8 protein-coding genes are annotated in these 14,056 nt (G+C 44.8%); 7 read left to right on the top strand and 1 reads right to left on the bottom strand.

What is annotated here, in order from left to right; translation table 11 throughout:
- The first annotated feature begins 78 nt into the window (after positions 1 to 78).
- The 7 genes from JWG45_RS12050 (at position 79) to JWG45_RS12020 (ending at position 11,081) form a co-directional block, all read left to right on the top strand.
- Positions 79 to 954 carry a sulfurtransferase gene (locus JWG45_RS12050; RefSeq protein WP_205279948.1) on the top strand — a complete coding sequence of 292 codons (876 nt, stop codon included), beginning with the start codon at positions 79 to 81 and terminating at the stop codon, positions 952 to 954.
- Positions 951 to 2,327, top strand: a complete 1,377-nt coding sequence (locus JWG45_RS12045) for a multiheme c-type cytochrome (protein ID WP_205279947.1) — start codon at positions 951 to 953, stop codon at positions 2,325 to 2,327. The genes JWG45_RS12050 and JWG45_RS12045 overlap by 4 nt, the downstream gene beginning before the upstream one ends.
- Entirely contained in the window at positions 2,324 to 3,034 is a 711-nt protein-coding gene (locus JWG45_RS12040; protein ID WP_205279946.1) for a glycosyltransferase family 2 protein, read from the top strand. Before JWG45_RS12045 ends, JWG45_RS12040 begins: the two co-directional genes overlap by 4 nt.
- Positions 3,031 to 4,473: a glycosyltransferase family 39 protein gene (locus JWG45_RS12035; protein ID WP_205279945.1), complete on the top strand. Its 1,443-nt coding sequence runs from the start codon at positions 3,031 to 3,033 to the stop codon at positions 4,471 to 4,473. The genes JWG45_RS12040 and JWG45_RS12035 overlap by 4 nt, the downstream gene beginning before the upstream one ends.
- Positions 4,474 to 4,610: 137 nt before the next feature.
- A complete protein-coding gene (locus JWG45_RS12030; RefSeq protein ID WP_205279944.1) occupies positions 4,611 to 7,907 on the top strand; it encodes an efflux RND transporter permease subunit in 3,297 nt (1,098 codons plus the stop codon).
- A gap of 371 nt (positions 7,908 to 8,278) precedes the next feature.
- Positions 8,279 to 9,853, top strand: coding sequence for an FAD-dependent thymidylate synthase (locus JWG45_RS12025; protein WP_205279943.1), 1,575 nt, complete (start codon positions 8,279 to 8,281; stop codon positions 9,851 to 9,853).
- 46 nt (positions 9,854 to 9,899) lie between these two features.
- On the top strand, positions 9,900 to 11,081 hold the full coding sequence (locus tag JWG45_RS12020; RefSeq protein ID WP_205279942.1) for a M20 metallopeptidase family protein: 1,182 nt from the start codon (positions 9,900 to 9,902) through the stop codon (positions 11,079 to 11,081).
- Between the two features lie 191 nt (positions 11,082 to 11,272).
- On the opposite strand, the gene JWG45_RS12015 is transcribed toward JWG45_RS12020, so the two are convergent.
- Positions 11,273 to 13,840, bottom strand: a complete 2,568-nt coding sequence (locus JWG45_RS12015; RefSeq protein WP_408611629.1) for a SpoIIE family protein phosphatase — start codon at positions 13,838 to 13,840, stop codon at positions 11,273 to 11,275.
- Positions 13,841 to 14,056 lie beyond the last annotated feature (216 nt).

Genomic DNA, 14,056 nt, shown 5'->3' with positions numbered 1-14,056 from the left:
CAAAAAAGAAAATCCAGGTTTGTGAGCCTTCTCAATGATAGAATGAAAAGACTTCCCAAGCCGATCAGGAAAAGAACGATGAAACTTCAATCCGCATTTTTAACGATTTTATTGATCATACCAAGTTTCGTTTTTGGGCAAAAGTCGGAATCTTGGATTCTCACTCCGGGCGAAGCCCGCGCCTTACTGCCGAATAGCCTCGTTTTGGATACGAGGTCTCGTTCCATCTTTTATAGAGAACATATCAACGGCTCTCGTTGGGTTTCTTGGGAGGAATTTTCGGTTCCCAATCTTCCGTTTCGAGGAAACCTGCTCCCTTTCGAAATTCTTAAAAAAAAATTAGAATCCTACGGAGTCGACAACAACCAACCCGTACTCGTGGTCAGCGAACCTAAAAACAATTGGGGTGAGGACGGAAGAATCGTTTGGATGCTTCGTTATCTCGGACATCGTTCCGCATTTTTAGTGGACGGTGGCTATGCTGGTCTAAAAAATCTGGGAGCCCCCGTCTCCAACCAAGGAGAACCTAAAAATAAGGGTTCGTTATCGATCAAACCCGATGCAAAACTCACGGCGACTTCTTCCGAAATCAAATCCAATCTTAAAAATCGAAAGTACGTCTTTTTAGATACGAGAGAAGAAAGGGAATTTTTGGGTGAAACTCCGTATGGAGAATCCAGAGGGGGACATATCCCAGGAGCCAAACATCTCTATTACAAAAATCTGTTACACGAGAATGGTTCCATTTTATCTTCGGAAGAAATTTCAGAAAAGATCAAAGAACTGGGAATCGGAAGAGAAACGATTATCGTAGCTTATTGTACAGGCGGGATCCGCTCTGCTTGGGTAACCACGGTTCTTAGAAACGAAGGATACACCGCGAAAAACTACGCCGGCTCCATGTGGGAATGGTCGGCAGGAAACGAAAAAGACTTTCCTCTCACTGCAAAATGATTCACGAAAAAGTATTTTATTTTTTGAATATTCTAAAATCATGGAGAACCTACCGGATCTTACTCGGAATTTTAACTACTCTGTTTTCTTTTTACGTTTGTAAAAACGATTCCGAATTCACTTCAGTTCAAGATCGTTTTCCCGGTCGTGCTTGGGCGGAACCGATTAACGTCCAGAAATCTCTCCCCGGTCTAAACGGCCTCACGGCAAAGGATTGCGGCTCCTGTCACGAAGATCATTATAAAGATTGGAAAATCTCGGCCCATGCAAACGCGTTTACGGATCTTCAATTTCAAGCCGAACTTTCCAAACCCAATTCCCCACAATGGCTTTGCCTAAATTGTCATATCCCGTTGTCCGGTCAGCGAAAAGAAATTGCGACTCATCTCAAAGACGGGAACGTATTTCAACCCGTCCTTGTTCCCAACAAGAAGTTCGATCCGGCATGGGAAAAAGAAGGAATCAGCTGCGGAACCTGCCACCTCAAGTCCGATCCACAAGGAAATACGGTTTTGATCGGTCCTACAGGCGCCAAAGCTCCGCATCCGGTTGAAAAAAACAGGGAAGCCTTACACACGCGCTGCAATGATTGTCACAACCAAGATTACATACTCAACCTATCTTTGGTCTGTTATTTCAAAACCGGAGACGAATATAAAAAGAGCATCCACTTTCCAAAAGAAGACTGCGTTAGTTGTCACATGCCTTCGATCAATCGTCGCGTCGTTCTTCCCTCCTTTCAAATGGGAAAAAAGAATTCTCACAGACATACATTTATCGGTGGGGGGGTTCCGAAAACTTTCGCGCTCTTTGACGCCCAGTGGAAAGGATATCAAAGCGGTTTGAAAATCGGCGAACCCCGATGGGTTTTCTCGGAAAAGGAAGGGGTACGTTTGTCCCTTACACTTGAAAATACACTCGCGGGTCATAGCGTTCCGACCGGAGATCCCGAAAGACATCTGATGATGGAAGCGATTCTTCAAGACAAAGACGGAAAAGAAATCTCGAAAGAAATTCAAAAGATCGGACAAAATTGGGAATGGTATCCGGAAGCGAAACTCGTATCCGACAATCGGATCCGATCGGGGGAAAAAAGAAATATAGATTGGGTTCTAAAGACAAAACTCGTCTCCGAGCCAAAATTCGGTATTTTAAGAATTTTGCATGTTCGTTTAACAAAAGAAAACGCCGAACACATGAAGAAAAACTCGAACTTTGCCTCCTCCGAAATCGGGAAAAAAATAAAAAACATCGAACTCTACTATCCCTTTGCGAATATTTTCTATGAGTCAAAAATAGATCTGATTACCGGAAAGATCAGTCTCACTTCCAAGGATAAGCTGCTCGAAATCTCGAAACGGGGCGATCTGTGAGCCGAAATTCCGTGAGCGTCGTCATACCGGCGTTAAACGAAGAAAAATCCATCGCACTCGTTCTCGGCGACCTGAAAAGAATTCCCGGTGCAAACATTTTGGAAATCATCGTCGTCGACAACGGCTCCCGCGACAAAACCGCGGAAGTCGCCGTTCAAAACGGGGCCGTGGTATTAAAAGAAGTCGAAAAGGGTTACGGAGCCGCCTGTCTCAAGGGAATTCAAAGGATCTTAGAATCCTCGACTCCTCCGAATCTTGTGGCTTTTGTGGACGCCGACTATTCGGATTCTCCTTTTGAACTCGCAGATTTGTTAAACGAATTCCAAAATCCGAATATAGATCTCGTGATTGGTTCGAGGACCCTCGGTAAAGCGGAAAAGGGTTCGCTCTTGCCAGTCCAAAAATTCGGGAACTGGCTCTCCACGTTTTTAATCGGCATTTTATACGGTGTAAAATTTACGGATCTAGGTCCGTTTCGTGTGATCCGCTCCGACTCTCTCAAAAAATTGAATATGCAGGATCGGAATTTCGGTTGGACTGTGGAAATGCAGATCAAAGCCGCCAAATTCGGGATGACCTGTGTGGAAGTTCCGGTCAGTTATAAAAAAAGGATCGGGGTTTCCAAAGTCAGCGGAACGGTTTTTGGTTCGATTCGGGCCGGTTGGAAAATTCTTTATACGATCGCAAAACTTCAATTCACAAAATGAGCAAGGATTCGGTTCTATTCTTATTCTTTCTTCCGAGTGTCGCGTTTCAGATTTTCGGAGAAAGAAAAGATTTTGTTTTTTTGATCGCGGCCCATATCCCCGCCTTTGCCGCTTATTTTTGGATCCTATTTCCAAAAGAGATCGAGGATCGATTCCCACGTTTTAAAAAATCAGTTTCCAAAATTCTAATTTTTTTTTCAAACAATACAAACACTGAATTTTCGTTTCGAACCTGGATCTTTTTCGGATTATCCTTGAGGTTTGTAATGTTTTTTTCAAGGCCGGTTTTATCCGAAGACGCGATCCGTTTTTTATGGGACGGGCTTTTGGTTCACGAAGGAATTTCCCCGTTCTCAGTTCTTCCCAAAGAATTGGATCTTTCAATTTTCGAAAAGGCCGCTCGAATTTACGCGGAAGAATTGTTAAACGAAATGAATTCCGTGAAATTTTATTCAGTTTATCCTCCTTTACTCCAGTTTCTTTTTTTTCTGAGCGCAAAGGGAATGCTCTGGTTCCAAAACGTCGCCGCCGGAATCGCGATCTGGAAAACCATTTTGTTTTTTGCAGAGCTGGGTGTTCTTTTTCTCCTTTGCAAAATTTTAAAGGAAAACGGCCTTCCGCTTCGAAGAAGTCTGATCTATTGGCTGAACCCTCTCGTGATTTTAGAGATTTCGGGTAACGCACATCCTGAACCGGTTCTTCTTTTCTTTTTGATCGGCGCGGTCTATTTTCTTTGGAAATGGAACGAAAGACAAAAGACAGAGGACTTTCTCCTTCACGTTTTCTTTTTGTCTCTGGGAATTTTAACAAAGATCACTCCTCTCGTTCTTTTGCCCTGGACCGTCTTTATTTTAGTGGATCGAAAAAGATTCTCTCTCCTTTTTATTACTTCCTTTTTAGCGACGGTTATTGCGTTAGTCGCTCTTTTCTTTTTTCGGGAATCCTTTTTCGAAAAACAGTACGATTCAGGGATTGGCGTTTTTTTTCGCCTTTTCGAATTCAACGGAAGTTTTTACTATTTGCTGAGAGAATTTCTAAGAACGATCGGAGCCAATTTTTATCTGGCCGGCAAGATCTGCGGATGGGCCGCGTTGTTCTTCATTCTTACATTTTCGTTTCGAAGAAAAAAGAAAACCAAACTCGTGGATTTTTTTCGCTCCGCGGAAACGATCTATCTTTTCTTTTTTCTTTTTTCTACCACGATTCATCCCTGGTATATTCTTCCTTTGCTTGCTTTCGGCGTTTTTTCGGGAAAAATCTTTCCCCTTGTCTGGTCGGCTTTGATTCTTCTTTCGTATTCCACTTACGAGTCGTTTCCGTATCGGGATTCTTTTTTCTGGATCGGAATCGAGTATGGAATTCTATTCTTCTTTTTGCATATTGATTACAAACTCTTCTCTTCGCTGAATCCTTCTACAAGAAGTTCGACAACGACCTGATCGATCCAAAAAAGGTTCTTTTTTTATTCGGGTTCTGACAAACTTCCTTCAAAACATTCTTTCTAAAAAAACCTTTCATCTATGACCTTGCGAGGGTTTCCTGTCCATATCGTCTTTTTGAGAGTTCTTCGAAACACATGATTGATAAACTGATCCGCGCTTCCATTAAGAACAGAGCCTTGGTGTTGGTTCTCACATTTATGATCACCCTCGTTGGGATCTACAACGCCTATCATCTTTCCATCGACGCGATCCCGGACGTGACCAACGTTCAGGTTTCCGCTGTGACCGCTTCCCCCGGTCTTTCTCCTCTCGAAGTGGAACAGTTCATCACCTACCCGATCGAGATGGAGTTCACCGGTCTTCCGAACGTCACTGAGATTCGTTCCATTTCGAGAACGGGCGTGAGTTCGGTCACGGTAATCTTTAAGGACGGTACCGATATCTACTTCGCGAGACAACTCGTGAACGAAAGAATCAAACAAGCCGAGGCGATCATTCCTCCCGGTTACGGAAGACCGGAGCTTTCTCCGATCGCGACCGGTTTAGGAGACATCTACGAGTTCGTATTAACGTCCGATCGCCATTCTCCCGAAGAACTCAGAACTTATATGGAATGGGAACTGGCAAGAGAAGTAAAGTCCGTCGAAGGTGTCATCGATGTGAACATCATCGGAGGTCAGGTTCGTCAGTATCAAGTGAAGATCGATCCGAGAAGACTCGCGGTTCACAACCTGACCCTTTCCCAGATCTATGATAAGCTAGAATCCGCCAACCAGAACACGGGAGGCGGTTATATCACAAAGGGCGCGGAACAGATCGTAATCCGAGGGGAAAGTCAGTATAAATCGATCGAAGATTTAAGAAACACCGCGGTGACCACCGCCGGTGATGGAATCCCTCTTTTGCTAGGTCAGATCGCGGAGATCGAAATCGGTCCCGCTCTTCGTTTCGGATTGATTACTAAGGACGGTAAGGGCGAAGTCGTGGGCGCAACCGCAATGATGCTCATGGGTCAAAACTCCCTCGAGGTCGTAAAAAGGGTCAAAGTCAAGGTCGAAGACATCAAAAAAAGACTTCCTCCCGGAATGAGAATCGAAACCTTTTACGATCGTTCGGAGTTTATCGGAAGAACGTTAGGTACAATCTTCACGAACTTGGCCGAAGCCGCCGTACTTGTAGTCATCGTTTTGATCGTCGCTCTAGGAACGGTTAAGGGTGCGTTACTCGTCGCTTTGGCGATTCCTATCCCGATGCTCGTAGCCACGATTTTTATGAACGCTTTTGGGATCGTGGGAAACCTCATGTCCTTGGGCGCTCTCGACTTCGGTCTTCTCGTAGACGGGACGATCGTGATGTTGGAATCCATTCTTCACGCATTTATCCTAAAACGTTCCTTTTACGAGATGCAGACCAAACTGGAAGATAGGGAGATGGCGGCCGAAGAAATTATCACCGACGCCTGCGTTCGAGTCGGCCGAGCCGCGGCGTTTTCGGTCGCGATCATTATGCTCGTCTATCTTCCACTGATGAGTTTGGAAGGTGTGGAAGGAAGAATGTTCAAACCGATGGCGATCACGGTCGCTCTCGCACTCGGAGCCGCCCTTCTCTTCTCACTCACTACCTTTCCCGCTGCGGCGAGTATTCTTTTCAAAGAACCGGTCTTTCATCACAGCAAGTATTGGGACGTGATCACCGAAAAATACAAAGAACTTTTGGATTTCGGTATGACTCGGAAAAAAGAATTCTTATACGCAGGCGTCGGAGTTGTGGTATTCGCGCTTCTTTTGGGTTCGACTCTGGGTTCTGAATTCTTACCAAGAATCGACGAAGGAGAGATCGCAGTCGATATCAAACGGCTTCCTTCCACTTCCCTCAACTATTCCAGAGATACGAACTCGGACATGGAAACCGTTCTCAAAAAATTTCCGGAAGTGATCAGCGTCGTTTCCAAAATGGGACGAGGAGAATCCGCTGCGGAGCCGATCGGAACCGATGAAGGCGAGGCGATGGTGAAACTCAAACCCCGCAAAGAATGGGTCAGCGCCGACGACAGAGAAGAACTTATGACGAAGATGAAGGATGAAATTCTGAAATACATTCCTTCGAGTACGGTGAGTTTGTCGCAACCGATCGAGAACCGTGTAAACGCGCTTCTTTCGGGTTCAAAGGCGGATGTCGTAATCAAAATCTACGGAGACGACTTAGTCAAACTCAAGGATATCGCGGGACAATTCGCGGATAAGTTAAAGGGAGTGAAAGGAGTTGCGGACTTAAGAGTACAGAGAGTTTTGGGTCTTCCCCTTGTTGAAATCAAAGTAGATCGTGAAAACATGGCGCGTTACGGAGTTCAAGCAGAAGAAATTCTTGCGACCGTAGAGGCGCTTCGTCTCGGAAGAAACACCGGGAAAGTTTTCGAAGGTTTCAAACGTTTCGATCTTGTGGTTCGTCTAAAAATCGACGCTACCGATTTAGAACAGGTGGAGAATATTCCGGTCTTTACTTCTTCCGGTTCCACGGTTCCTCTCGGGCAGGTCGCGGAGATCAAACTCGTGGAAGGTCCGGCGGCCATCTACAGAGAATCCTTAAAAAGAAGAATTATGGTCGAGACGAACATCCGAGGAAGAGACCTCGTAGGTTTCGTAAACGAAGCTCAGAAAGTCACCGAAGAGATCGAAAAAAATCTCCCTCCGGGTTATAGGACGGATTGGGGTGGACAGTTCGAGAACTTCACAAGAGCGAAAGAAAGACTCGCGATGGTGGTTCCGATCGCACTTGCCATTATTTTCTTTATGCTGATGGCCGCGTTCGGAAGCATCTACTACGCGTTAGGCGTTTTTATCGTGGTTCCGCTTGCGGTTTCCGGTGGAATCATCGGTTTAGTTTTGAGAGGACTTCCGTTTAGTATTCCCGCCGGTGTGGGTTTTATCGCTGTGAGCGGGATCGCGGTTCTAAACGGGGTCGTCTACGCTTCGACATTACGAGAAGAATTGGAAAAGGGTGCTTCGATTGCAGACGCGGTTTATCTGGCCGGAATTCATTCTCTTCGTCCCGTTATGACGACCGAGGTCATAGCGGCCGTGGGTTTTATTCCGATGGCGATTTCTACGATGGCGGGCGCCGAAGTTCAGAGACCCCTTGCTACGGTGGTCATCTTCGGAGTGATCGTCGCAACCGTATTCTCCCGGGTTTTACTTCCGATCGTGATGGAATATCTTTTGAACGTCTATGAATCGCAGGAGAGAAAAAAATCCGCGAAGAGAGAACTCTTAGAAAAACAGACCTTCGGAGCGAACGCAAGTTTTGGAAGCGACAACAGAGACTGGATGCATTCTCACGCGGAAGCTACTGAAATTATAACGGAAGAAGAAGATTCTGAAAATGACTCCAAATCTCGATCTCCCAAATCGAAAAAGGCAAAGAAGAAAAAATGAGGAAGGCTTTTTAGAAAACCGGCTGTCGTCGGAACTCCGACAATCTTTCCGTGAAAGTCCCGCGCCCCGCCCTGATCTTGGGTGGAGGGGTGGGTGGTGGAAAAAACCACGAGCGACTTTTCTCTATCATAGAAAGACGCTTTTCGCAAGAAAAAATCCCCCCTTCTCAGTTCTGTCGGAACTCCCACAAACCTCGCTCTCTATGGATCGCGGTCTTTGTGTTTACAAAGAGCCAACGGCTACGCTCCGCGGCCTTTTGGCTAATTCGCTCTCTATGGATCGCGAATTATGTCCAAAAAAAGAGTTTCCGGTCCGCTTTCTCCCGCCAGGATTGTTCTACCGGGAATCCAAAATCCCGCCCGGAGAATCCGATGTTAACCCAAAAACCGATCGTTTCACTACTGGATCACAGCAAAGACCCTTTCAATCTTGCGATCGCAACGGCAAGAACCTGCTATTCTTCCAAAGGAATTCTTCTCCCTTCCGATATGGTTTCTTCGGAAAAGTCCATCGAGATCCGCGATCGTGTCGCAAAGTCTACCAAAAAGGCCGGGCATCTCACCACAAGACAACATCCTCAGTTCATCTTCACCCTGGATAAAGTCTCCCGACAATTCGTCTGGTCCTTCTTACACTCTCATCCATTTTATAACTCGGAACAAGTATCTCAAAGATATGTAGAAGTCAAAAAGGAAAATTACTACGTTCCTCCAGGACTCAGCGGAAAACTTTTAGAACTCTATTTGGACGCAGTCGACTTTGCAAGTCAGGCTTATTTTTCTTATAACGAAATTCTTCATCCTTTTATTCAGGAAGAATATTTTAATATCTACAAGGCCAGAGCCAACTATCCGGATAAATGGCAGGGACCGATCAAGAAAAAATGTCTCGAAGTGGCACGTTATCTGCTACCTCTCGGGACTTTTACGTATCTCTATCATTCTATCAATGGACTTACGCTCCATCGTTATTATCGATTGATGAATTCTTACGACGTCCCCGAAGAACAAAGAGCCGTCGTCACCGAAATGGTCAACCAAGTCCGCGCAGTAGATCCTCTCTACGCCGATGAGATGGACGATCCCCTTCCTCTCGAAGAAACGACCGAGTATCGTTTTTTTGATTCTATGTTCGGTACGGCAAAGAGAGAATTTCATCCGGAAGCCGCAGAGGCCTTTGTAAAAGAATACGACTCCGAACTCGAAGGAAGATATTCGAAACTAGTATCCCATTCTTCCAATGGACCTGAAATTCTCGCACAATCGGTTCGATCTATATTAGGAATTCCTAAATCTTCTCTCGGCGACCAGGACGCAATCGATCTCGTTTTAAATCCTTCAAAGAATAAGCACTTAACTTCCACTCTGAACGAAAGTTCCCTAAGTCCGATCACGAGGGCCCTCTTTAACGTTCAGTATTCTTTTCAAAAAAGAATCTCCCACACTGCCGACAGTCAAGATCAGAGACATAGAATGGTTCCTGGCGGAAGACCGGTCCTCATGTCTCAATATGCGGGAACTCCCGACTTCATCACTCCTCTCGTAGTTCAAAAATATCCTCAACTCAAAGAAAAATACGATTCCGATATGAATCAAATTTTCGAAAAGGTAAACCGATTCTTAGACGCGGGCGGTTCTCCCGAGTACGCGACCTATCTTTTGCCAAACGCATTCCCGATCCGTTTTTACGAAAGCGGGGATCTTCTCAACCTCCATCACAAATGGAGATCCAGAACTTGTTACAACGCCCAAGAAGAAATCTTCCAAGCATCCGTGGACGAACTCACTGACGTCATGAAAGTGCATCCCGAGATCGCAAAGTGGATCAAGGCCCCTTGTTGGATTCGACTTCAAGGCGAAGTAAAACCCTATTGTCCGGAAGGCGACCACTACTGCGGAACCCAGGTCTGGAAAAGAGAATTGTCGGAGTATTCCCGAGTGATCTAAAATTCTTTCCGAAAACGATTCTACGCTGTAGAATGGTCGAAGAAGTATGAAACTCACAGTGACCGACAGCCGAACCCAAGAACTCATTCGTTACCGAAGACAGATCCACAAACATCCAGAACTCCGTTACGAGGAAAATCAAACCGCCGGATTTGTGATCGATCATCTCAAGTCTCTCGGACTTTCCTTTCAGGATAAGATCGCAAAGACCGGAGTGGTCGCGTTAGTCGATTCCGGAAAACCGGGCAAAACTCTTCTCGTCCGTGCGGACATGGACGCACTCCCAATCTTTGAAGAATCCAAAGAGGAATACAAATCCGTTCACGACGGGGTTATGCACGCCTGCGGTCACGACGCACATACTTCTATTCTTATGGGTCTTGCCTCCGATATCAAAGAAGACATCCGTTCCATTCTTCCCAAAGGAAGAGTTCTTCTCGTCTTTCAACCCGCCGAAGAAGGCGGACAAGGCGCCGACAAGATGATCGAAGAAGGAATATTAGAAAAATATAACGTAGATGCGGCGCTCGCGCTTCACGTCTGGAATCATATCCCGGTGGGAAAGGTCGGAGTTGTAGACGGTCCGATGATGGCCGCAGTGGACGAATTTACGATTACGATCACGGGAATCAGCGGACACGGAGCGATGCCGCAACATACGATAGACCCCATCGTCGTCGGAGCTCAGATCGTAACGGCACTTCAAACGATCGTTTCTCGAAACACCGATCCGTTGGATTCTTGCGTCGTTACGGTTGGAAGTTTTCACTCAGGAAACGCGTTTAACGTGATTCCGGAAAACGCGGAACTCAAAGGTACGGTAAGAACCTATTCCAAGAAGATGTTTGAAGAAGTTCCCGGCAAACTCGAACGTGTTGTCAACGGAATTGCGTCCGCGCTCGGAGCCAAGGTTTCCATCCACTACGAAAGAACCAATCAACCCACGATCAACGATCCTTTTATGGCGAATATCGTCCGTAAGGCTTCGCTTAACATTCTCGGCGTCGACAGCGTAACCGAAGAACATACGAAGTCCATGGGTGGAGAAGATTTTTCTGCTTTTCTTATGAAAGTTCCCGGTTGTTATTTTTTTGTGGGTTCGATGAACGAATCCAAAGGACTCATTCATCCTCATCACAGCTCCAAATTCGATATCGACGAAGATTCTCTCTCCATCGGACTTTCCGTCTTAAAAGAAGCGATTCGAATCTATCTCGAGGAAAATTAGGATTCGTCTCTTCTAAAAATTTTAAACAGACTTCATTCGCGTCTTGGAATCTAAGAATTTTTGATCTTATACCTTTTGCAAAAGGATTCGATTGACAAAAGGATAAAAAACATAGTTCCCAAGAGGAGACAGGATACATTTTTTAGAAAAGAATCATCCGAAACGTTTTACTTTTCGATACGGACGATCCGTCAAACGACTTCCAGAGAATTTTTTACCTGCAGGGCCTTATTATTATTGGGGTCAATACGAAGCGCTCGTTCGATCAGTTCCTTTGCACGAGGAAGAATATTCAAAATTCTGTATATATCTGCGAGATTGATTAGGTTTCTTAATAGGGAAGGATCCTGTAAAAACGCCCTCTCTCCCAGATCCGCGGCCTTCTGATGGAACCTTAACATCTTGTAACAAAGAGACGCGTGATACAAAAAATCGCTCGAAGCGCCGTTCTGATCCAGGAGGGTTTCCCAGTAGCCTACCGACTTTGCGTAATCTTTTTCCCTGAGATAAAATCTTCCTAAAACCTTAAGAATCTGCTCGTTTTTCGGATGAAGTTCCAAGGCCCTTTCCAGAGTTTTCAATCCGTCTTGAACTCGATTTTTTTCGAGAAGCTCCTTACCACGATCCAAAGCATCCTGCAAAGATTGGATAGGAAGCGTTTGAAAGGAGGAAACTCTATCGTCCGGATGATAGGTAATCTTTAAAAGCGTAAAGTCGTCAACGAGTGCACCGAACTTTACAATTCGATCATATACTTCCTTTAGGTCCGCACCTCCTTCTTCTACCCTTCTTAAAAACTGCTCCTGATCCTCGTTGATGATCCGATCTTCAGCCTTTCCGATCAGAAGATCGTCTCTTCCGTCCGAACCGATCACGATCGTATCACCGGGAAGCATTCGAAAGGTTTTGATCGTAAGGTGTTGTTCGTTTTCGGGAATTCCGATCTTACGAAGAGTCAGCTCGTCTTCTATGTAAGAAGCAACCCTATCCCGATACAAAACAGTCCAAGGGTGTTCCGCATTGATATAATACAACAACCCCGAAGATTCTTCCACCAAACCGAGAACGATCGAGATATACATCGATCCGTCGAAGGATTCGAAAATTTTCTGAAGTTCTAAAAACGCTTCCTTCAGCCATCGTTCGGGAGATTTGTCTTTCTGAGAGCTGATCCCGGATCGAGTGAGGATCGTATTAAAGACGGTTCCCATAACCAACGCGCCGCCCGCCCCTTGGATAGACTTACCCATCGCGTCCCCATTAACAAAGACCACATAACGTTTCCCGCTCAGTTCCACGTTCCCGGATATAAGTATGTCTCCGCCGATCTCGTATGTCTTCCCTTTGAATTCGAAGGACTTTTTCTGTTTTGTATAAAACTCGGTCTTAACGACCGCGCTCGTATTTTTATTCGAAGAAAGAGGATTAATGAGAAGCGAAGTGAGAAAATAATCTGCGTCTTGTTGGACCTTGAGACGATTGACTTGTTCGAGAGATTGTTTCAGTTCTTCGGTTCTTTGTTCGACTTTTTTTTCAAGATCCTCGTTTAACTCTTCCACCTCTTCGTTCAAACGGACAAACTTATTCGCGAGAATCGTAGCGATGCTCAGGATAAAAAATAAAAATGCGTATCCGACCACTCTCGGAAAAACGATCACATTGCGAGCTCCGAGAGTATCCAAAACCCCGGCGATCACGACTACCAAAACACCCAACAGAATAAAAAGTGCGTCACGATCCTTTTGAATAATCCTTCGGATCAAATAATACGAAATCAGACAGACATAAACAATCCAGCCGTATTGAACCACGTGCTTGTTCAGATTATTGTAATGAATCACGTTGTTTGAAAAAAGATAAAATATCGTAAACGCCGCATAACTTCCGTCCAGAACGTTAAGAATCATATTTCTAGGATATTTAAAATACACCCGGACAAAATTGGCGAACAACGGAATCAGAACGGTGAGAATGATATATTCCACCTTTTTCATATAGATAAATTCGATACCTAGATCGTATTTGATCTGATTTCTTAAGAATTGGTAGATAAAAAACAGAATCGTAAAAAGACCATAATACAGATTTTCCCGATCCGATCGACGCCTAACGTATAAAAATAGAAAATACCCACCTACCGTGAGATAAATCATCAATAAGAATGTTTTAATATACTCGGCGCGAAGGAGGTCTTTTAGAACCAAGGAGCTGTCGCCGATCAATGTTCGATCCTGCTCGATCCCGAGTTCTCGATCAAAAAATTTCTGAACTTGTATAACGATTATATTTTTGTCTCCCCTCCTAATAAGCTCGTTTGCTATCGGATAAACACGAATCTTATCGTAAGCTTGAGGAAACTTAGAATTCAGATCTCCCGTAGCGCCAATCAAAGTTCCGTTGAGATAAGTTCTATCCTTATCGTTGATCGTCCCCAATCGAATCGAAAGACTTGTCGCATTCCATTCTTTCGGCGCTATAAATTTTTTAACGATATAAACCGTCCGAACCGATTCGTCCTTTAACTTGTGGATCCCGGGTGCCTTGTAGATTTCAAAAGGAATGGAATTCTTTTTTCCCTCCAAGTAATCTTTTGAAAATAAAACGGGATCGATCGCAGAAGGAGTAATTTCCCAACTTTGTTCCGAAGTAGAATCCAGGCTTGTCAGCGTATCAAAGGAAGTAATTTTTTGAATCGTCTCCGAATGGAGCGGAAAGAAAAAACAAGCACCGAGGAAGCAAAAACAAAAAAGTGGATCAATCCGGAATTTTCGAAAGAAAAGAATCCCACTGAGAAGGAGAGACGAAAAAGAAAGGGATTTCTTTGCAGAAATCGGACCGAGGGCCTGTTCGTATAAAAACATAAAAACTAATCTTCCTTAGTTCTGATTGGGTTTTATCAAAAAACCTTTTTATAAATTTAGAAATCGAAAGCCTTCGGAGCCTTCCTCCAAAATAAGAACATTGGTCGCATTCCA

Origin of the sequence: Leptospira ainlahdjerensis (assembly GCF_016919175.1) — a bacterium.
GTDB lineage: Bacteria > Spirochaetota > Leptospiria > Leptospirales > Leptospiraceae > Leptospira > Leptospira ainlahdjerensis.
The sequence above is the reverse complement of the archived record's forward strand: the minus strand, read 5'-3'. Positions and strand labels throughout refer to the sequence as shown.